Origin of the sequence: Bacillus sp. 3a, from assembly GCF_017161885.1 — a bacterium.
In the GTDB taxonomy this organism is placed as follows: Bacteria; Bacillota; Bacilli; order Bacillales; family Bacillaceae; genus Bacillus; species Bacillus safensis.
On sequence record NZ_CP067376.1, the window covers coordinates 276834 to 297769 of the forward strand.

13 protein-coding genes, 7 tRNA genes and 3 rRNA genes are annotated in these 20936 nt (G+C 45.1%); 8 read left to right on the forward strand and 15 right to left on the reverse strand.

What is annotated here, in order from left to right; all coding sequences use genetic code 11:
- Nucleotides 1-23: 23 nt before the first annotated feature.
- The 6 genes from rocF to JJ692_RS01165 all read right to left on the reverse strand — a co-directional run bounded on the left by rocF (nt 24) and on the right by JJ692_RS01165 (nt 1492).
- On the reverse strand, nt 24-935 hold the full coding sequence (gene rocF, locus JJ692_RS01140) for an arginase (protein ID WP_024424450.1): 912 nt from the start codon (nt 933-935) through the stop codon (nt 24-26).
- A gap of 135 nt (nt 936-1070) precedes the next feature.
- Nucleotides 1071-1142, reverse strand: a tRNA-Gln gene (locus JJ692_RS01145).
- Nucleotides 1143-1146: 4 nt separating this feature from the next.
- Nucleotides 1147-1231: transfer RNA gene (locus JJ692_RS01150), tRNA-Tyr, on the reverse strand.
- A 28-nt stretch (nt 1232-1259) separates the two neighbouring features.
- Nucleotides 1260-1332: transfer RNA gene (locus tag JJ692_RS01155), tRNA-Thr, on the reverse strand.
- Nucleotides 1333-1335: 3 nt separating this feature from the next.
- A tRNA-Val gene (locus tag JJ692_RS01160) sits at nt 1336-1411 on the reverse strand.
- Between the two features lie 6 nt (nt 1412-1417).
- A tRNA-Glu gene (locus JJ692_RS01165) sits at nt 1418-1492 on the reverse strand.
- Between the two features lie 220 nt (nt 1493-1712).
- Between JJ692_RS01165 and murQ the strand changes: the two genes are divergently transcribed.
- Genes murQ through JJ692_RS01195 form a run of 6 tightly spaced genes read left to right on the forward strand, consistent with a single transcriptional unit; the run spans nt 1713 to nt 9442 of the window.
- A complete protein-coding gene (gene murQ / locus JJ692_RS01170; protein ID WP_024424451.1) occupies nt 1713-2624 on the forward strand; it encodes an N-acetylmuramic acid 6-phosphate etherase in 912 nt (303 codons plus the stop codon).
- 14 nt (nt 2625-2638) lie between these two features.
- A complete protein-coding gene (locus JJ692_RS01175; RefSeq protein WP_024424452.1) occupies nt 2639-3508 on the forward strand; it encodes a MurR/RpiR family transcriptional regulator in 870 nt (289 codons plus the stop codon).
- Nucleotides 3505-4884, forward strand: a complete 1380-nt coding sequence (locus JJ692_RS01180; protein WP_024424453.1) for a PTS transporter subunit EIIC — start codon at nt 3505-3507, stop codon at nt 4882-4884. Before JJ692_RS01175 ends, JJ692_RS01180 begins: the two co-directional genes overlap by 4 nt.
- Nucleotides 4885-4897: 13 nt before the next feature.
- Nucleotides 4898-6253, forward strand: a complete 1356-nt coding sequence (gene pbp4b, locus JJ692_RS01185; protein WP_206534140.1) for a penicillin binding protein PBP4B — start codon at nt 4898-4900, stop codon at nt 6251-6253.
- Between the two features lie 13 nt (nt 6254-6266).
- Nucleotides 6267-8186, forward strand: a complete 1920-nt coding sequence (locus tag JJ692_RS01190) for a glycoside hydrolase family 3 protein (RefSeq protein ID WP_034624411.1) — start codon at nt 6267-6269, stop codon at nt 8184-8186.
- Between the two features lie 50 nt (nt 8187-8236).
- Entirely contained in the window at nt 8237-9442 is a 1206-nt protein-coding gene (locus tag JJ692_RS01195; RefSeq protein WP_481747506.1) for an exo-beta-N-acetylmuramidase NamZ family protein, read from the forward strand.
- 43 nt (nt 9443-9485) lie between these two features.
- Here JJ692_RS01195 and JJ692_RS01200 read toward each other — a convergent pair whose 3' ends face one another.
- From JJ692_RS01200 to JJ692_RS01230, 7 genes are all read right to left on the reverse strand, one after another.
- Complete coding sequence (locus JJ692_RS01200; RefSeq protein WP_241258008.1) at nt 9486-10451, reverse strand: bile acid:sodium symporter family protein; 966 nt, start codon at nt 10449-10451, stop codon at nt 9486-9488.
- A gap of 62 nt (nt 10452-10513) precedes the next feature.
- Nucleotides 10514-11953: a SulP family inorganic anion transporter gene (locus JJ692_RS01205; protein ID WP_206534143.1), complete on the reverse strand. Its 1440-nt coding sequence runs from the start codon at nt 11951-11953 to the stop codon at nt 10514-10516.
- A 354-nt stretch (nt 11954-12307) separates the two neighbouring features.
- Nucleotides 12308-12380, reverse strand: a tRNA-Thr gene (locus JJ692_RS01210).
- 1 nt (nt 12381) lies between these two features.
- Nucleotides 12382-12456, reverse strand: a tRNA-Asn gene (locus tag JJ692_RS01215).
- Between the two features lie 42 nt (nt 12457-12498).
- Nucleotides 12499-12614 (reverse strand): 5S ribosomal RNA (gene rrf, locus JJ692_RS01220).
- A 61-nt stretch (nt 12615-12675) separates the two neighbouring features.
- A 23S ribosomal RNA gene (locus JJ692_RS01225) occupies nt 12676-15606 on the reverse strand.
- 182 nt (nt 15607-15788) lie between these two features.
- Nucleotides 15789-17337, reverse strand: a 16S ribosomal RNA gene (locus tag JJ692_RS01230).
- Together the 16S, 23S and 5S rRNA genes with 2 tRNA genes alongside form the textbook arrangement of a ribosomal RNA operon.
- A gap of 375 nt (nt 17338-17712) precedes the next feature.
- Here JJ692_RS01230 and pdaB point away from each other — a divergent pair.
- Nucleotides 17713-18477, forward strand: a complete 765-nt coding sequence (gene pdaB, locus JJ692_RS01235) for a polysaccharide deacetylase family sporulation protein PdaB (RefSeq protein WP_025092244.1) — start codon at nt 17713-17715, stop codon at nt 18475-18477.
- Here pdaB and JJ692_RS01240 read toward each other — a convergent pair.
- Nucleotides 18470-19072 carry a KinB-signaling pathway activation protein gene (locus JJ692_RS01240; RefSeq protein WP_024425618.1) on the reverse strand — a complete coding sequence of 201 codons (603 nt, stop codon included), beginning with the start codon at nt 19070-19072 and terminating at the stop codon, nt 18470-18472. The genes pdaB and JJ692_RS01240 overlap by 8 nt on opposite strands.
- Nucleotides 19073-19162: 90 nt before the next feature.
- On the opposite strand from JJ692_RS01240, the gene gerD reads away from it, so the two are divergent.
- Complete coding sequence (gene gerD / locus JJ692_RS01245) at nt 19163-19747, forward strand: spore germination lipoprotein GerD (protein ID WP_206534144.1); 585 nt, start codon at nt 19163-19165, stop codon at nt 19745-19747.
- A gap of 41 nt (nt 19748-19788) precedes the next feature.
- Here gerD and JJ692_RS01250 read toward each other — a convergent pair whose 3' ends face one another.
- Nucleotides 19789-20847, reverse strand: coding sequence for an Mrp/NBP35 family ATP-binding protein (locus JJ692_RS01250; protein ID WP_206534145.1), 1059 nt, complete (start codon nt 20845-20847; stop codon nt 19789-19791).
- Between the last annotated feature and the right edge of the window lie 89 nt (nt 20848-20936).

The window sequence follows — 20936 nt, forward strand, 5'->3', positions numbered from 1 at the left end:
AAAGAACGGGAACAAGTCCCGCTCTACAATAGCTTTTCACCCATTAATGAACCAATTAACGCAACTGCCGCTTCAGCGGTTTTGTTTTTCTCATCTAAAACTGGATTTACTTCAACAAATTCAGCAGACGTTAAAATACCCGCCTCCTCTAAAAGCTCCATTGCGAGATGACTCTCCCGGTAACTAATGCCCCCTGCTACCGGAGTACCTACACCAGGGCATTCCGCTGGATCTAATCCATCTAAATCAAGCGACAGATGGACACCATCTGTTCTCTCCTTTAGATACGCAATCGCTTCCTCCATCACCCTTGTCATCCCTAAACGATCAATTTCATGCATCGTATACACTTTAATGCCTTTCTCTCGAATCAATGCCCGCTCTCCTTCATCTAAAGATCGAGCACCAATTATAACGACATTTTCAGGCTTCAATTTAGGCGAATAACCGCCAATGTTCGTTAAATCAGCATGCCCAAAACCGAGACTGACAGCAAGCGGCATGCCATGAATATTTCCAGAAGGAGAGGTTTCCTCCGTATTCAAATCCCCGTGTGCATCATACCAAATGACCCCTAAGTTTTCATAATGCTTGGCTACCCCAGCAAGTGTGCCAATCGCAATGCTGTGATCACCGCCTAAAATGAGCGGAAACGAACCAGATTGCACAATACTGTCAACCTTCTCAGCAAGCAGCTGATTTGCCCCAGCATTCTCCGTCAAATTTTTCAGCTTTTCACTTGTATATAAACCTTTCTCATCATCTCTTTGTTCAACTGGAATATCTCCAAGATCCTCTACATCAAATGAGAGCGTTTCCAATTTTTCTTTTACGCCTGCACAACGAATCGCACTCGGGCCCATATCGACGCCCCTTCTCGTTTGACCCAAGTCCATTGGAACTCCAATAATCGTGACCTTCTTTTGCTCTCCCATATGTACATCCCCTTTCCGTTCATGCTTATATTTTACTTTCTTGATGCCTTCTGACTCAACTCGACAACATTTTGAATAGTTATACAGTCCCTCTGCCAACATAAAAAAGACACCTTTTTGAAAAAGGTGTCTTAACTGGGCTAGCTGGATTCGAACCAACGCATGACGGAGTCAAAGTCCGTTGCCTTACCGCTTGGCTATAGCCCAAAAATGGTGGAGGGGGACGGATTCGAACCGCCGAACCCGGAGGGAGCGGATTTACAGTCCGCCGCGTTTAGCCACTTCGCTACCCCTCCACATATGGAATTGATAAAGAAAAAACAGTGCCGGCAAGAGGACTTGAACCCCCAACCTACTGATTACAAGTCAGTTGCTCTACCAGTTGAGCTACACCGGCATATGGTGGAGGATGACGGGCTCGAACCGCCGACCCTCTGCTTGTAAGGCAGATGCTCTCCCAGCTGAGCTAATCCTCCACATCATGGTGACCCGTACGGGATTCGAACCCGTGTTACCGCCGTGAAAGGGCGGTGTCTTAACCGCTTGACCAACGGGCCAGTTTGTCAAGTTTGTTGTTTCCGTGAAGCTGACAAAAGTTATTATATACAGGTTGTCCCCCTTTTGTAAAGGGGATTTTTATTTTTTTTATTTTCTAACTATTTACTCCCTATTCGTTCAACAATTTGACTGAAATATAATTTCAATATCCAAATATAATATTGAAATTTCATATCATACTCAATATACTGAAAATGAAGAAATAAGGAGGTATGTCACATGCAGCCATCTCAACTGCGTTCTTTGACAACAGAATCAAGAAACCCAAACACAATGGGAATTTCTCAAGCAGATCCGCTTGAAATACTCCAGATGATCAATGAAGAAGATATGAAGGTCGCTCAAGCAGTCAACCTTGTACTTCCACATGTCAAAACAGCAAGTGACTTTGCTTATGAATCCATCTCAAATGGAGGCCGACTCGTTTATTTAGGCGCCGGAACAAGCGGCAGAATTGGCGTAATGGATGCTGTCGAATGTCCGCCAACCTATAGCGTCTCACCTGATGTCATTGTTGGCATCATGGCAGGCGGAGACTCAGCTTTTTCTCAAGCTGCCGAAGACGTGGAAGACAGTGAAGATGCCGGCAAACAGGATTTAGTACACATCCACCTGACATCAAAAGATACAGTCGTCGGTATTGCCGCAAGCGGCAGGACACCTTATATCATCGGCGCTTTAAACTACGCAAAGTCAATTGGAGCTAAAACAGTAGCACTCAGCTGCAATGAACAAGCAGAAATTAGCGAGCTTGCAGATTGCGCCATTGAGGTTATTGTAGGACCAGAAGCCATCACTGGGTCAACAAGAATGAAAGCAGCATCCGCTCATAAAATGATTTTAAATATGCTTTCCACCTCAGTCATGATCAGACAAGGCAAAGTATATGAAAACCTGATGGTTGATGTAAAAGTCAGCAATCATAAATTAAAAGAACGCGCCATCACCATCATTCAACATGTGACAAATGCTTCCTACGAACAAGCCGTGAAGACTCTTGAAGCAGCAGACTTAGAAGTCAAAACTGCCATCGTCATGCTTCAAACAAACACAGATAAGAAAACAGCCAAAGATTTACTTAACAAAACGAATGGCCATATTGACAAAGCGATCTCACGTTATCAATCCTAAAGGAGGCAGAGCTCATGTCAGCAGGTGGACTTACCCTACTACACACAATCAAATCAAAGCTTCCCCAATCTGAAAAAATCATTGCAGACTATATCCTTGCCCATCCAGACAAAGTCATTAAAAGTACAGTACACGAAATCAGTCAGGAAGCCGGCGCAAGCAGCTCTGCTGTCATCCGTCTTTGTAAATCTCTCGGGCTGGAGGGCTATCAAGATTTAAAAATGCGGATCGCTGGAGACTTGATGCATGACGATAAACAAGGCTACAGAGATATCGAACAAGATGAACCGCTTCAATCCATTATTCAAAAAACAGCAGGAAACTCGATTCAATCGATTAAGGACACCGCTTCTATTTTAAATGCAGATGCTTTAGAAAAGGCTGTTCAATTACTGCTGCATGCAAACCAAATTCATTTTATCGGTGTTGGTGCATCTGGCATCGTCGCAGCTGATGCCCAGCAGAAATTTCTCAGAATTAACTATGCAGCAACAGCCTTCACTGACATGCACATTGCCTCCACCGTCATCGCAAATGCAGGAGAGAATGACATTGTGTTTGGGATCTCCTTTTCAGGAGAAACGTTAGACATCATTCAAGCCCTTCAGCTCGCAAAAGACAATCAAGTGAAAACCATTGCTTTAACACATCCAGGTCATACAAGCGTTTCTGCCTTATGTGATGTTCACCTATCGACGTCCGGTTCCAATGAAGCACCTTTTCGCAGTGCTGCCACTTCCTCTAGAATGGCACAGCTCTACTTAATTGATGTCTTGTTCCTCAGTTTAGCTTCTCGTCAATATGAAGAGACAGCCCAATATATTGACAAAACAAGGCATGCCATCCGCTCCATGAAACGAAAATCAAAGGGGGATTCAACATGAGTCATCAAAAGAAATATCAGCAGTTGGCGAAAGACATTCTTTCACTCTGTGGTGGTTCTGAAAATATCTCTTCCCATACACATTGTATGACAAGGCTCCGAATTACACCGATGGACAATGAAAAAGTTCACGTCACAGCAATCAAAGAACTCGATGGCGTCATTGGCGTCGTCGAAGCAGAAACGCTTCAAATCATTTTAGGCACTGGCGTTGTCAACCAAGTATCAAGTGCGTTTGAAGAGCTGCTAAATGCCTCTGGCTCTTATGATTTAAACAACGAAGCACAAAAAAACAAGCAAGCCATTTCACAAAAGAACCGCACCCCGTTCAAGCTGTTCTTACGTCGGATTGCCAGCATTTTCATCCCAATCATTCCGGCACTAGTTGCCTCAGGTCTGATTACCGGGATAACAAAAGCAATCGTGCAAGCAGGCTGGCTTGACGAAAAATCTCAAGCTGCGATTATTTTAACGGTTATCGGTTCTGGCCTTTTCGCTTATCTCGGGATATTAGTCGGGACAAATGCCGCAAAGGAATTTGGAGGCTCTCCTGCATTAGGCGCATTAGCTGGTATCCTTATTATTAACCCAGCCTCCGCAGACATTATGTTATTTGGCACAAACATTCTACCAGGCAGAGGCGGACTCATCGGTGTTCTTCTAGCCGCCATCTTTATGGCACTTGTGGAAACCCGAATTAGACGCTTCGTCCCGCAATCACTTGATATCATCGTCACACCAACCATCACACTACTCATTACAGGTATTTTCACGTACGTTGTCTTCATGCCAGTCGGCGGATTTATATCTGATGCCATCACCTCAGGACTGACTTATCTATTGAATATGGGCGGAATTTTCGCAGGATTTGTTCTTGGTGCTACCTTCCTCCCACTTGTTGTAACAGGACTTCACCAAGGGCTGACACCGATTCATATGGAACTCATCAATTCAATTGGAGATGACCCGCTTCTGCCAATTCTCGCTATGGGCGGTGCAGGACAGGTAGGCGCTGCATTCGCCATTTATATGAAAACAAAAAAGAAAAAGCTCAAAAGAGCCATTGCTGGTGGACTTCCTTCAGGGATGCTGGGCATTGGCGAACCACTCATTTTTGGTGTCACACTCCCGCTGGGACGACCATTTCTCACCGCTTGTCTTGGTGCAGGAATCGGCGGCGCATTTCAAGCCTACTTCCAAATTGCGACGAAAGCCATCGGAGTATCCGGTCTTCCATTAACCTTTATTGTTCACACACATCAAATGCTTCTTTACTTAATTGGACTATTTATCGCATATGTTGCTGGATTTTTCTTCACATACTTATTTGGATTTCATGATGATATGGCTGTTGAATTCGAGGATCACAATCAATAAGGAGGTCTAGACCTTGAAGAAATGTTTTCTTTTGATCACATGTCTGCTCATGCTCCTTGGGTTACCAGTACAAACATTTGCAACTAGCTCCCATCCTGTATCGTCTTTGTCTAAAACAGCTCATGAAGAATATCCCGTCTTAAAAAAAGCAAAACGACCGGAACAAGTAGGTGTTTCTTCCAGGCAGCTGAGGAAGGTTGATCAAATGATTCAAAATGACATCAAAGCAGGATTTCCAGGAGCCGCTCTCATCATTATTAAGGACGGAAAGATCGTCCATCAAAAAGCCTATGGCTACCGGCAAAAATATGATGGCACAACAGAACTCAAATCGTATAAAAAAATGAAAAAAGATACACTATTCGATTTGGCATCCAATACAAAAATGTATGCGACCAACTATGCCCTGCAAAAGCTTGTCTACGAGAAAAAACTTGATGTCAACGAAAAAATACAGACCATCCTTCCAGATTTTCAGGATGAACCTGATGCAAAGGTAACCGGTAAAGACCAGCTTCGGGTAAAAGATCTTCTCACCCATTCTGCGGGTCTCCCTTCCAGTGTCTTATTTTATAGCAAAGAATCAGCTGGCTCTTTTTATTCTCAAGACAGAAAAACAACGATGAAATGGCTGCCAAAGGTACCGCTGCAATACAAGCCAGGTACCCAGCACATTTATAGTGACATTGATTACATGCTGCTAGGCATGATCATCGAGAAGAAAACAGGCATGCCTCTTGATCAATATGTCGAGTCAACAATTTATCGGCCGCTAGGTCTCAAACATACCATGTTCAATCCGCTGCAAAAAGGGTTCAAGCCGAAGCATTTTGCAGCAACTGAATGTTTAGGTAATTCACGAGACGGTGTCATCGATTTTGAAAACATCCGACGGTACACCCTGCTAGGTGAAGTACACGACGAGAAAGCATATTACTCAATGGCAGGTATCTCCGGCCACGCTGGACTTTTCTCGAACACCTCAGATATGGCCGTGCTGCTTCAGCTGATGCTTAATAAAGGCGGCTATGGAAAAACAACCATTTTTGATCAGGCTTCTATCGATCTCTTTACAGCCTCATCTGATACGAACCCAACTTACGGGCTAGGCTGGCGAAAAAACGGTCATACTGACATGGAATGGATGTTTGGAAAATATGCAAGTAACGAAGCCTTTGGGCATACTGGCTGGACCGGCACAATGACATTGATTGATCCTAAACACAATTTAGGTGTCGTGTTGCTGACGAATAAGAAACATTCACCCGTTGTTTCACCAGAAACAAATCCTAATCAATTTGAAGGCGACCTGTTCCCAACTGGTACTTATGGAAGCATCATGACCGCAATCTACGAATCTTTTCAGTAAAAGGAGGAATTCGATGTTGAAAGCTCTCTTCCCCGCTGCACTGGTTTTAGCCCTGCTAACCTCTTCCATTCCAACGGAAAAGGTTAGCTCTGCCTCTCTGCCAACCGCTAAACAAATGGTTCAAGACATGTCACTGGATGAAAAGATAGGTCAAATGCTCATGCCGGACTTTCGCAATTGGCAAACAAAAGATGAATCCACACCTACAGGCTTCACAAAGATGAATAACGAAGTATCTCATCTTGTAGAAAAATATCATCTAGGCGGTGTCATCTTGTTTGCCGAAAATGTCGTTGATACGGAACAAACCGTGAAACTCACCCATGAATTTCAAAAAGCATCACCAAACATTCCTTTACTCATTTCCATTGATCAAGAAGGCGGAATCGTCACAAGGTTACAAAAGGGAACACATTTCCCAGGAAATATGTCGATTGGTGCCTCTAGAAGTAAAAAAAATGCATATGACACAGGAAAAATCATCGGAAAAGAATTAAACGCCTTAGGCATCAATACAAACTTCTCTCCTGTGCTTGATGTGAATAATAACCCAAACAACCCCGTCATTGGTGTCCGTTCCTTTAGCTCTGATCCTGCTCTTGTCTCTAGACTTGGCCTTCAAACCATGAAAGGACTTCAAAAGGAAAAGACCATTTCCACACTAAAACATTTCCCGGGACATGGTGATACAGCCGTCGATAGTCACTACGGCTTGCCGCTCGTAGAGCATGACCTAGATCGTTTAAAAAGGGTTGAGCTGTATCCGTTCCAACAAGCAATCAATGCTGGTGCAGATATGGTCATGACCGCTCATGTGCAATTTCCTGCCATTGATGACACAACGTATCGAAGCAAAAAAGATGGCGAGGACATCATGGTTCCAGCAACCTTATCAAAAAAAGTCATCACAAACTTATTAAAAGAAGAGATGGGCTTTCACGGTGTTGTTGTGACAGACGCTCTAAACATGAAAGCGATTGCAGATAATTTCGGACAGGAAGAAGCCGTAGTGATGGCCATTAAAGCAGGTGTCGACATCGCTCTCATGCCAGCACCAGTCACCTCATTAAAAACAGAGAAAAACCTTGAGAATGTATTCAATGCTGTCAAACAAGCGATTTTAAAGAAAGAGATTCCGATATCTCAGATTAACGAATCTGTCGAAAAAATTCTTCAATTGAAAATCAAACGCGGCATTATTTCCTCCAAAAAACCAATCAGTCTTGAGAAAAAAATCAAAAAAGCCACTCAAGTCGTCGGGAAAAAGTCGCACCTTAAAGCAGAACAAAAAATGGCACGTGAAGGAATCACCCTGCTTAAAAACAACAAAAAGACCTTACCTTTCAAGCCTAAAAAGAATGACAAAATCGTGGTCATGGCACCTTACGAAGATCAGACAAAAGCAATGTCTGTCACAGTCGAATCTCTCGTGAAACAAAAAAAGATCAAGCCTGTACGCATCCAGTCATATGCTTTTGCGGATAAAACGTTCACCAAAGATACAGCCAAACTGATTCAAGAAGCTGACTATGTCATCACTGGCTCTTACGTTGTCCAAAATGATCCAGCTGTGAATGATGGCGTAATTGATGACAATGTCCAGGATCCGAAAAAATGGGCTACTGCCTTCCCTCGTGCTGTCATGAAAGAAGCAGCAGCACAAAACAAAAAAATGGTCATCATGAGCCTTAGAAATCCTTATGATGCGGCAAATTTTGAAGAAGCCGATGCCTTACTAGCTGTGTACGGTTTTAAAGGCTACTCAAACGGACAATTCAATCAGCCAAATATTCCTGCTGGACTAGAAGTGATATTTGGAGCTGCATCACCTAAAGGGAAACTGCCAGTTGATATCCCATCTGTCACTCATCCAAATCAAACCCTTTACCCATTCGGCTATGGCCTCAACTTGAAAGGGAAACAGATCAAATAGGAGGGATTCTCTTGAAGAAAACAGTCAGTTTCATACTCGCAAGCTTTCTCATGATGAGCACATTGACCGCCGCCTCTCCCGCAGAAGAACGAACAGATACAAAAGGAAAAAAAACAGCAGTCAAAACAGGGATTGAAACACTTCTCTCAAGCAACCTTTCATGGCTAAAAGGGAAAAGAGTTGGTCTCATTACCAACCCGACTGGCATTGATGCAAATATGAAAAGCAGTGTCGATCTCCTATTTGAACATCCAAATATCAAGCTCACTGCTTTATATGGACCTGAACACGGCGTGCGCGGCGATGCACAAGCAGGAGAAGGCGTCGAATCCTATACCGATGAAAAAACAGGTCTTCCTGTTTACTCTCTTTATGGAAAAACAAGAAAACCAACTCCTGAAATGCTGAAAAATGTAGATGTCCTGCTGTTTGATATTCAAGACGTTGGTACTCGTTATTACACCTATATTTACACAATGGCCTATGCGATGGAAGCCGCTAAAGAAAACAACATTCCCTTTGTTGTCCTAGACCGCCCAAATCCCATTGGCGGACTAAAAGTAGAAGGACCTGTTTTAGAGCCTGAACACGCCTCATTTGTAGGGCTCTATCCAATCCCATTAAGACATGGAATGACCACTGGTGAGCTTGCAAAACTGTTTAACAAAGAGTTTCATATCAATGCTGATGTAACAGTCATCAAAATGAAAAATTGGAAGCGGTCCATGACATTCGATGATACAAAGCTGCCGTTCGTCCTTCCTTCTCCTAACATGCCAACAGTGGATAGTACCTTTGTATATCCTGCCACAGGATTAATTGAAGGCACAAATGTCTCTGAAGGCAGAGGAACGACAAAACCATTCGAGCTCATTGGTGCACCATATATCAATAGCGGCGAGCTGGCAGATCATTTAAATCAGCTAAAACTAAAAGGCGTTCAATTTAGACCTGTGTCATTCACCCCCACATTTTCTAAACATGCCGGTACACTATCTCATGGTGTGCAATTATACGTCACAGACCGCTCATCCTTCGAAGCGGTGAAAACGGGTTTATCCATTATCAAAGCAATACATGATTTATACCCTAATGACTTTCAGTTCCTTCAAACAGGCAGCTTTGACAAACTCATTGGGAATGACTGGATGAAAGAAGAAATCAATAAAGGGACTTCCGTCAAACACATTATGAAACGCTATCATCACGACCTTAAAACATTCGAAAAGAAGCGAAAAAAATATCTCATCTATTAAATCACAGAAAAAACCTCCATCTATCAAAGGATGGAGGTTTTTTTCATGAGATAGATTTGGTCACAGCTGGTGCTTTCAGCTCAAAACGATTGAGCAAGAAGCCAAACAAGGCAGCAAGCACTTGCTGAAACAGCATGCCAATCACCACAGGAACAGCGACAGCAGGCGGGAAAAAGCTAATGGCAAGCACAGCCCCCGCACTAATGTTTCTCATACCGCCCGTATACACGATGGCCACAATCTCTCCTTGAGTACATTTCATCGTCTTTCCAATCAGCCAAGCAAAAGCATATCCGCTCATTGCAATGAGAAACACAGTCGCTGCCTTGCTAAAAAATGCGGCATCCAGTTCACGCAAGTATGGCGCGACAACAGAACTGTTAATTGACACCACTACAAACAAGCCTATTTTTGAGAAAGGTGACAGTGTCTGACTAATCATTTTTGTGACAGCAGGCTTTGCATAGTGACGAACGAGCATCCCTAAAATAGATGGAAGCACCACCATCCCAAACAGCCCTTTCATGATCGCCACCATGTCCATATGAACCTGTGTACCGGCTAAAAGTGACAAACTGCCTGGCACAATCAATGGCGAAAGCAATGTATCAATTAAAATAATGGATAACGTTAACCCAACATTCCCCTTATACATTGCCGCCCATATTAAACTAGAAACTCCTGTGGGAATCACCATTGCAAGTGTCAAACCGGTGATCGTCATAGCATCACCCGCAAATATGAGATGTCCCGCTGACCAAGCATAAAGAGGCATCAATACGTGTAAAATCATAAACGATAAAATCAAAGGCAATGGGTGCATCACCGTATGCTTTAAAGCCGAAAAAGTAGAAGACAAACTCCCTGCAAAGGTCATCACAGCAAATACCCATGGCACCAAAAACGTAAAATCCTTTAAATAGGCTGCCAACAAAACACCGAGTAACACACTAAAAGGTGTAATGAGCGGCATCATCCGGCCGAGCACTTGATTCAAACGCACAAGCATGCCGGCCACCTCCATCCCTTCACTTTCTTACCTTTTCTATTGTAACAGACAGAAAGGCCTTTTTAAGAACCATTCACTTGTTTCACAAGCTTTTGACTTGATGTATCCATTCCAACTACGTCCACCTGGACGCCATTTGCTTGATACCTTTCCTTTATACGTTCTATCGCTGCTACGCCTGATTCATCCCATATACGTGCTTCAGACAAATCAATCACAACAGATTGGAGTTCTTTCCCCTGATGAAAAGCTTGGATCAAATCAGTGACAGAAGCAAAGAAAATTTGTCCTTTAACTCGATATTCCCAAGTACCTGCCTGGCTTTCTTTAGACGTAATATGAAGCTTCGATATCTTTGCGACAAAGAATACCGCACTGAGCAGTACACCTGCAAAAACGCCTTTTGATAAATCATGAGTCAACACCACCGTCACGACCGTGACAACCATCACAATAGAATCTGTTTTCGGATTCTTTTTTAGCTGCTGAAAGGAACTCCAATCAAATGTGCCAATGGAAACCATGAACATCACAGCCACTAGAGCAGCCATCGGAATTTGAACCACGACATCACCTAGTACAAAAATCAGCACCATTAAAAAAGCACCCGCTACAAAGGTAGAAAGCCGGCCTCGTCCTCCTGCCTTCGTATTAATCACAGATTGGCCAATCATCGCACAGCCAGCCATACCACCAAAGAATCCTGCAACCACATTGGCAATCCCTTGACCTCTCGCTTCCTTGTTCTTATTACTAGACGTCTCTGTCATATCATCGACAATCTGTGCGGTTAAAAGAGACTCAAGTAAACCAACCATCGCAAGTGCTAAAGAATAAGGAAAAATGATAGCAAGTGTTTCCCAGTTAAACGGAACTTGAGGTATCAGAAAAACAGGCAAAGAACTAGGAAGCTCTCCCATATCTCCAACTGTTCTAACATCAATATGTCCAAATACGGCCAATATCGTCATTACAATAATGGCAATGAGTGGGGAAGGTATCACCTTTATCACCATAGGCAATAAATAAATGATCAGCAAGGCGCCCCCTGTCATCATATACATGGCCATTGATTCCCCAACGAAATGTGGAAGCTGAGCCATGAAGATCATAATAGCCAACGCATTGACAAAGCCAACCATGACGGACCTCGGAATAAATTTCATCAAACGAGACACTCGGCACAATCCAAACACAATTTGAATCAAACCCGTCAAAATCGTAGCTGCAAACAAATATTGCAACCCATAATCAGCGACCAAGTTAACCATGACAAGAGCCATAGCCCCTGTTGCAGCCGAAATCATGCCTGGGCGTCCACCAACAAACGAAATCACAATCGCGATACAAAATGATGCATACAAGCCGACCTTCGGATCAACGCCCGCAATAATCGAAAACGCAATTGCCTCAGGAATTAAAGCCAGTGCGACTAATATACCCGCAAGCACGTCCTGACGTACATGTCCAAACCATTCTTGCTTTACAAATAAACCTTTCAAACCATCTACTCCTTTTTATATACATACCGTACATGGAAAAAGAAGATCAACTATACCTGGAGATAAAGAAAGGGAAAACAAACGATACTTCACTTTCGGGGAAAAAGAGGAACGTACAGAGTCTTTTAATATAGAGGATATCACTTTAGTAAGAATAAAAGAAAGAGAATGAAGAATCAAGAACAAAAAGAAGGGATAAGTAAAAAATCGATGCAACACTTCTGTGCACGCCGTTTTATTCTCTTTCCTAATGTCATCAGTCTACTGGTCATCGAGCAGTTCAATATATATGTAAACAAACAAAAAAAGCCTTCTCATCATCGAGAAACCTTGTCATATCAACATATAGAGGAAAGCTTCCAAGCGGGCTCGAACCGCTGACCTCTTCCTTACCATGGAAGTGCTCTACCTACTGAGCTATGGAAGCATGGCTCCGCAGGTAGGACTCGAACCTACGACCGATCGGTTAACAGCCGATAGCTCTACCACTGAGCTACTGCGGAATGATAAAGTAACTTCTTCCATTGGAAGGATATAAACAAAAAGCTTGGCGGCGTCCTACTCTCACAGGGGGAAACCCCCAACTACCATCGGCGCTGAAGAGCTTAACTTCCGTGTTCGGTATGGGAACGGGTGTGACCTCTTCGCTATCGCCACCAAACCTGATGGAGAGAATGTTCTCTCAAAACTAGATAACAATGTTCATGCTTCACATTAGAATATAGGTTAAGTCCTCGATCTATTAGTATCTGTCAGCTCCACGTGTCACCACGCTTCCACCTCAGACCTATCAACCTGATCATCTTTCAGGGATCTTACTTCCTTGCGGAATGGGAAATCTCATCTTGAGGGGGGCTTCATGCTTAGATGCTTTCAGCACTTATCCCGTCCGCACATAGCTACCCAGCGATGCCCTTGGCAGAACAACTGGTACACCAGCGGTGCGTCCATCCCGGTCCTCTCGTACTAAGGACAGCTCCTCTCAAATTTCCTGCGCCCGCGACGGATAGGGACCGAACTGTCTCACGACGTTCTGAACCCAGCTCGCGTACCGCTTTAATGGGCGAACAGCCCAACCCTTGGGACCGACTACAGCCCCAGGATGCGATGAGCCGACATCGAGGTGCCAAACCTCCCCGTCGATGTGGACTCTTGGGGGAGATAAGCCTGTTATCCCCGGGGTAGCTTTTATCCGTTGAGCGATGGCCCTTCCATGCGGAACCACCGGATCACTAAGCCCGACTTTCGTCCCTGCTCGACTTGTAGGTCTCGCAGTCAAGCTCCCTTGTGCCTTTACACTCTGCGAATGATTTCCAACCATTCTGAGGGAACCTTTGGGCGCCTCCGTTACATTTTAGGAGGCGACCGCCCCAGTCAAACTGCCCACCTGACACTGTCTCCCTGCCCGATAAGGGCAGCGGGTTAGAAGGTCAATACAGCCAGGGTAGTATCCCACCGATGCCTCCACCGAAGCTAGCGCTCCGGTTTCCAAGGCTCCTACCTATCCTGTACAAGCTGTACCAACATTCAATATCAGGCTGCAGTAAAGCTCCACGGGGTCTTTCCGTCCTGTCGCGGGTAACCTGCATCTTCACAGGTACTATAATTTCACCGAGTCTCTCGTTGAGACAGTGCCCAGATCGTTGCGCCTTTCGTGCGGGTCGGAACTTACCCGACAAGGAATTTCGCTACCTTAGGACCGTTATAGTTACGGCCGCCGTTTACTGGGGCTTCAATTCGCACCTTCGCTTACGCTAAGCGCTCCTCTTAACCTTCCAGCACCGGGCAGGCGTCAGCCCCTATACTTCGCCTTACGGCTTCGCAGAGACCTGTGTTTTTGCTAAACAGTCGCCTGGGCCTATTCACTGCGGCTTCTCGGGGCTTTAACACCCTAAGAAGCACCCCTTCTCCCGAAGTTACGGGGTCATTTTGCCGAGTTCCTTAACGAGAGTTCTCTCGATCACCTTAGGATTCTCTCCTCGCCTACCTGTGTCGGTTTGCGGTACGGGCACCTCTCACCTCGCTAGAGGCTTTTCTTGGCAGTGTGGAATCAGGAACTTCGCTACTAAATTTCGCTCGCCATCACAGCTCAGCCTTTACGGGAAACGGATTTGCCTATTTCCCAGCCTAACTGCTTGGACGCGGATATCCAATACCGCGCTTACCCTATCCTCCTGCGTCCCCCCATTGCTCAAATGGTGAGGAGGTGGTACAGGAATATCAACCTGTTGTCCATCGCCTACGCCTTTCGGCCTCGGCTTAGGTCCCGACTAACCCTGAGCGGACGAGCCTTCCTCAGGAAACCTTAGGCATTCGGTGGACGGGATTCTCACCCGTCTTTCGCTACTCATACCGGCATTCTCACTTCTAAGCGCTCCACCAGTCCTTCCGGTCTGGCTTCACAGCCCTTAGAACGCTCTCCTACCACTGTTCGTAAGAACAGTCCGCAGCTTCGGTGATACGTTTAGCCCCGGTACATTTTCGGCGCAGAGTCACTCGACCAGTGAGCTATTACGCACTCTTTAAATGGTGGCTGCTTCTAAGCCAACATCCTGGTTGTCTAAGCAACTCCACATCCTTTTCCACTTAACGTATACTTTGGGACCTTAGCTGGCGGTCTGGGCTGTTTCCCTTTCGACTACGGATCTTATCACTCGCAGTCTGACTCCCAAGGATAAGTCATCGGCATTCGGAGTTTGACTGAATTCGGTAACCCGGTAGGGGCCCCTAGTCCAATCAGTGCTCTACCTCCGAGACTCTTACCTTGAGGCTAGCCCTAAAGCTATTTCGGAGAGAACCAGCTATCTCCAGGTTCGATTGGCATTTCACCCCTACCCACACCTCATCCCCGCACTTTTCAACGTGCGTGGGTTCGGGCCTCCATTCAGTGTTACCTGAACTTCACCCTGGACATGGGTAGATCACCTGGTTTCGGGTCTACGACCACGTACTCATGCGCCCTATTCAGACTCGCTTTCGCTGCGGCTCCGCATCTTCTGCTTAACCTTGCACGGGATCGTAACTCGCCGGTTCATTCTACAAAAGGCACGCCATCACCCGTTAACGGGCTCTGACTACTTGTAGGCACACGGTTTCAGGATCTATTTCACTCCCCTTCCGGGGTGCTTTTCACCTTTCCCTCACGGTACTGGTTCACTATCGGTCACTAGGGAGTATTTAGCCTTGGGAGATGGTCCTCCCGGATTCCGACGGAATTTCACGTGTTCCGCCGTACTCAGGATCCACTCTGGAGAGAACGACATTTCAGTTACAGGGCTGTTACCTTCTTTGGCGGGCCTTTCCAGACCTCTTCGCTTATATCATTCCTTTGTAACTCCGTATAGAGTGTCCTACAACCCCAAGAGGCAAGCCTCTTGGTTTGGGCTGTTCCCGTTTCGCTCGCCGCTACTCAGGGAATCGCATTTGCTTTCTCTTCCTCCGGGTACTTAGATGTTTCAGTTCCCCGGGTATGCCTTCTCATACTCTATGTATTCAAGTATGGATACTACTCCATTACGAGCAGTGGGTTTCCCCATTCGGAAATCTCCGGATCAAAGCTTGCTTACAGCTCCCCGAAGCATATCGGTGTTCGTCCCGTCCTTCATCGGCTCCTAGTGCCAAGGCATCCACCGTGCGCCCTTTCTAACTTAACCATTTCTTACTTTAGAAAGAATCACTATGTGTGATGAACTTTGCATTGCATTCAATGTGAATGTATTACTTATTGTTATCTAGTTTTCAAAGAACAATCCTGTCTCGCTAGAGACATGTTTTGAAGGAATGATCCTTCAAAACTAAACAAGACGAAAACGCACGCTGCTCCATATATCCTTAGAAAGGAGGTGATCCAGCCGCACCTTCCGATACGGCTACCTTGTTACGACTTCACCCCAATCATCTGCCCCACCTTCGGCGGCTGGCTCCATAAAGGTTACCTCACCGACTTCGGGTGTTGCAAACTCTCGTGGTGTGACGGGCGGTGTGTACAAGGCCCGGGAACGTATTCACCGCGGCATGCTGATCCGCGATTACTAGCGATTCCAGCTTCACGCAGTCGAGTTGCAGACTGCGATCCGAACTGAGAACAGATTTATGGGATTGGCTAAACCTTGCGGTCTTGCAGCCCTTTGTTCTGTCCATTGTAGCACGTGTGTAGCCCAGGTCATAAGGGGCATGATGATTTGACGTCATCCCCACCTTCCTCCGGTTTGTCACCGGCAGTCACCTTAGAGTGCCCAACTGAATGCTGGCAACTAAGATCAAGGGTTGCGCTCGTTGCGGGACTTAACCCAACATCTCACGACACGAGCTGACGACAACCATGCACCACCTGTCACTCTGTCCCCGAAGGGAAAGCCCTATCTCTAGGGTTGTCAGAGGATGTCAAGACCTGGTAAGGTTCTTCGCGTTGCTTCGAATTAAACCACATGCTCCACCGCTTGTGCGGGCCCCCGTCAATTCCTTTGAGTTTCAGTCTTGCGACCGTACTCCCCAGGCGGAGTGCTTAATGCGTTAGCTGCAGCACTAAGGGGCGGAAACCCCCTAACACTTAGCACTCATCGTTTACGGCGTGGACTACCAGGGTATCTAATCCTGTTCGCTCCCCACGCTTTCGCTCCTCAGCGTCAGTTACAGACCAGAGAGTCGCCTTCGCCACTGGTGTTCCTCCACATCTCTACGCATTTCACCGCTACACGTGGAATTCCACTCTCCTCTTCTGCACTCAAGTTTCCCAGTTTCCAATGACCCTCCCCGGTTGAGCCGGGGGCTTTCACATCAGACTTAAGAAACCGCCTGCGAGCCCTTTACGCCCAATAATTCCGGACAACGCTTGCCACCTACGTATTACCGCGGCTGCTGGCACGTAGTTAGCCGTGGCTTTCTGGTTAGGTACCGTCAAGGTGCGAGCAGTTACTCTCGCACTTGTTCTTCCCTAACAACAGAGCTTTACGATCCGAAAACCTTCATCACTCACGCGGCGTTGCTCCGTCAGACTTTCGTCCATTGCGGAAGATTCCCTACTGCTGCCTCCCGTAGGAGTCTGGGCCGTGTCTCAGTCCCAGTGTGGCCGATCACCCTCTCAGGTCGGCTACGCATCGTCGCCTTGGTGAGCCATTACCCCACCAACTAGCTAATGCGCCGCGGGTCCATCTGTAAGTGACAGCCGAAACCGTCTTTCATCCTTGAACCATGCGGTTCAAGGAACTATCCGGTATTAGCTCCGGTTTCCCGGAGTTATCCCAGTCTTACAGGCAGGTTACCCACGTGTTACTCACCCGTCCGCCGCTAACATCCGGGAGCAAGCTCCCTTCTGTCCGCTCGACTTGCATGTATTAGGCACGCCGCCAGCGTTCGTCCTGAGCCAGGATCAAACTCTCCGAAAAAGTACAAAACCGAAGTTTTGCTTTTCGCCAGTTTGACTGACTACCTATGAAGTATCATAGGATTTTTTATAAAAACTCGAATTAACAGGTACGTTTTGTCTTGTTTAGTTTTCAAAGATCATCTCCGCCGTTCTTAGCGGCTTTAATAATATAACATTTCGCTTCATCTTATGTCAACAACTTTTTTCAAGTTTATTTCCCGAAGCGTTTTGTGTTTGTCACTGTGTGTCAGCGACGATTAATAATATATCACGAAAACATTCTCTTGGTCAATGTCTTTTCAAAACTTTTTTTGAAATAGTTTTATTAAGCATCTTAAATCCTTGTCCTGCATACAATCAAGTAACAATCTTGGACAAGGCAGGAGTGTTTGAATTGAGTCGATTATATGTGTTGCCTATTAAACGGCTGAAGCAAGTTGTCATTATTCTTGTAGCAGCCCTTGCAGCTGCAACCTTTTTTTATGTACAAAAGGCACCGCCGCTGTCGGTATTTAAAACTGAACATGGACCCCGAGCCATTTATAAAGGCGAGACTTCATCAAAACATGTCTCTCTCACTTTTAATATTGGCTGGGGAGATGAGAAGGCTGTTCCTATTTTAAATGTCCTTCGAGAGTACGGTATAAAGAACGCCACCTTCTTTCTGTCTGCTTCTTGGGCTGAGCGTCATCCTGATATCGTGAAACAAATTAAGGAGGACGGCCATCAAATTGGAAGCCTCGGCTATGCTTATAAAAATTATAGCCAGCTTGAAGATAGTGAAATCAAGCAAGATCTTGTCCGTGCACAAAATACATTTCAAAAGCTTGGACTAGATGACATTCAACTATTAAGACCGCCAACTGGACAGTTTAACGAAACAGCACTAAAAATAGCCACACAGTACGGTTATACCGTTGTTCATTACAGTATCAATTCACAGGATTGGCTGAATCCGGGTGTCGACCAGATTGTTCAGAATGTAAATGATCGAATGAAAAGCGGAGACATTGTTCTCCTTCACGCCTCAGATTCAGCAACCCAAACCGCTCAAGCCTTACCCGCTATTTTGAAACAAATAAAAGAAAAGCATTTAAAAAATGTGACGGTTGGCGAACTGATCTCCAATACGAAAACAAAGTCATCGGAAGTTAAGTAGCTTTCGCTTTTGAAAACCGCGGCATCGCTAACAGCTGAAACGCATTACAGCCTAATAGCGGGAATAGCATTAAATACAGCCAGTCCTCTTCATTAACTCTGAGCGCCGGGAACCATTCTAACGACGTGATGACGACCATGAGAAACATTGCAGAAACAAATGTTTTCTTAGAGGACTGCTGCTGTTTAAAGTAAGCCACGATCAATGCAAACACACCGATAAATAAAGGCAGCCACAAGTATGGAAAAAATGATTCATTCTCCCCGAAAAACAAAAATCGCAAGTAAGCTAAATCAAACAGCACAAAAATCACAAGAAACAGCTGAATGGTATTCCATAAAGAATGCGACCGAAAAATCTCTAACGCAAACCGGTGCACCGTCAAGAAGACAACAAACCCCATCTGGCTAATGACACTAAAGATCATCCCTACACCAATGAACCAAAACAACACAGATGCGATCTCTAGAATTTCAAACGATATAAAAAGCTTCTGATATTTCCCCCACTCCAGCGCAAAGCCTACCACGCTTGTAATGACCGCTCCAACAGCTAGCACAGAGAAGAAAAAACGAACTAAATCCCGACTTTTCATTGAATTGATCCAACCCCTATTTTTGTTATGTATAAATTTACGTGAAACATTCATATTAAAAGTAAGACATGTAACGAAAGGAGCCACAGTATGTCAAAAGGCATCTTGCGTATAATGAGCTGTTTTCTTCTTTTATCTCTAACAGCTTGTGCTCCCAAAACCCAATCCTCATCTAATATGGACTATGACGAAACAAAAAAAATGGTCGTCGATATATTAAAGACAGATGACGGTAAAAAGGCCATTCAACAGTTATTAAATGACGAGGCAATGAATGAAGCTTTGGTAATGGATGAACAAACTGTGAAAAAAACGATAGAGAAAACACTGACTTCTGATAAAGGCAAAGAGTTCTGGAAGAAGGTCTTTGAGGATTCTAAATTTGCCGAGACTTTCGCAAAATCCATGCAGCAACAGCATGAAAGAATGTTAAAACAGTTAATGAAGGATCCTGACTATCAACAGCTGATGATGGATATTCTCAAGGATCCTGAGATGGAAAAGAAATACGGTGAACTGGTAAAAAGCAAAGAGTTTAGAAAGCACTTAGAAAAAGTCATTACGGAAACATTGAGCAGCCCTCTTTATAAGAAGAAATTCGAAGATGAGCTCAAAAAGGCAGCATCTGAAAGCAGCAGTGATTCCGGCTCGAAAGATAGCGAAGGAAGCGATTAGTTAAACATCACCCGAGTGGCATTCATCCACTCGGGCTTTCATTATGCTTTCACTGCTAATTGTTCAATGACTTTATTCGCAATGTGTTGATACACTTCTCCTGTCGGATGACTTGCATCATAGACAGAAGGCGCGAAATCATCCTCATTCCAATCAGGCTGTCTTAAAGGAATTTGGCCAAGAACTGATACACGCAGCTCTTCAGCCAGCTTGTCCCCGCCGCCTTTTCCAAAGACGTATTCCTTTTCACCTGTTTTTTTGCTTTCATAATAACTCATATTCTCAACGACACCGAGCACCTCATGATCTGTTTGCAGCGCCATTGCGCCTGCTCTTGCTGCAACGAAGGCAGCCGTTGGATGCGGTGTAGTGACAATGATTTCTTTACAGCTAGGCAGCATTGTATGAATATCAAGCGCCACATCTCCCGTTCCAGGCGGTAGGTCTAATAGTAAGTAATCTAAGTCTCCCCACTCAACTTCGTGGAAAAAGTTATTTAACATTTTTCCAAGCATCGGCCCTCTCCAAATAACCGGTGCATTTTCTTCAACAAAAAAGCCCATTGAAATCACTTTGACACCAAAGCGCTCCACAGGAATAATTTTTTCCCCTTTAACTGTTGGTCTGACAGTGATTCCCATCATATCCGGTACACTAAAGCCATAAATATCAGCATCAATCAGCCCGACTTTTTTCCCTAGACGAGCAAGCGCTACAGCAAGGTTAACAGAAACCGTCGATTTACCAACGCCGCCCTTTCCACTCGCAATCGCTAAGAACTCAGGCGGATTTTTAGAGTTAAGCAGGGTTTCTTCCTCATCTTGTGATGGCATAAACTTTTCAAGTGTTTCCTGAGGAAGTTCTTCAAAACGAAGTCCTACTGTGTTAGCGCCAGCTGCTTTCAAGGCTTGTACGATGTCTTGCTGCAGCTTCATCTGCTCAGCAGTGCCTGTTTTGGCAATAGCCACCTTTAGACTCACATGCTCTTTCTCAGGCTTTAGGCTGATTTCCTTGATGGCATCCAGCTCACCAAGCGGTATATGAAGGAAAGGTTCGTCCATCTTCCCAACTAGTTTTCTCACATCATCTTGTCCGATCATAGCAGAACCTCACCCTTTATTGAATTCGTTTACAATCCAAGTATATCATACATATCCTTACAATGTCTGTCCTGTTTGCCTGCGATCAA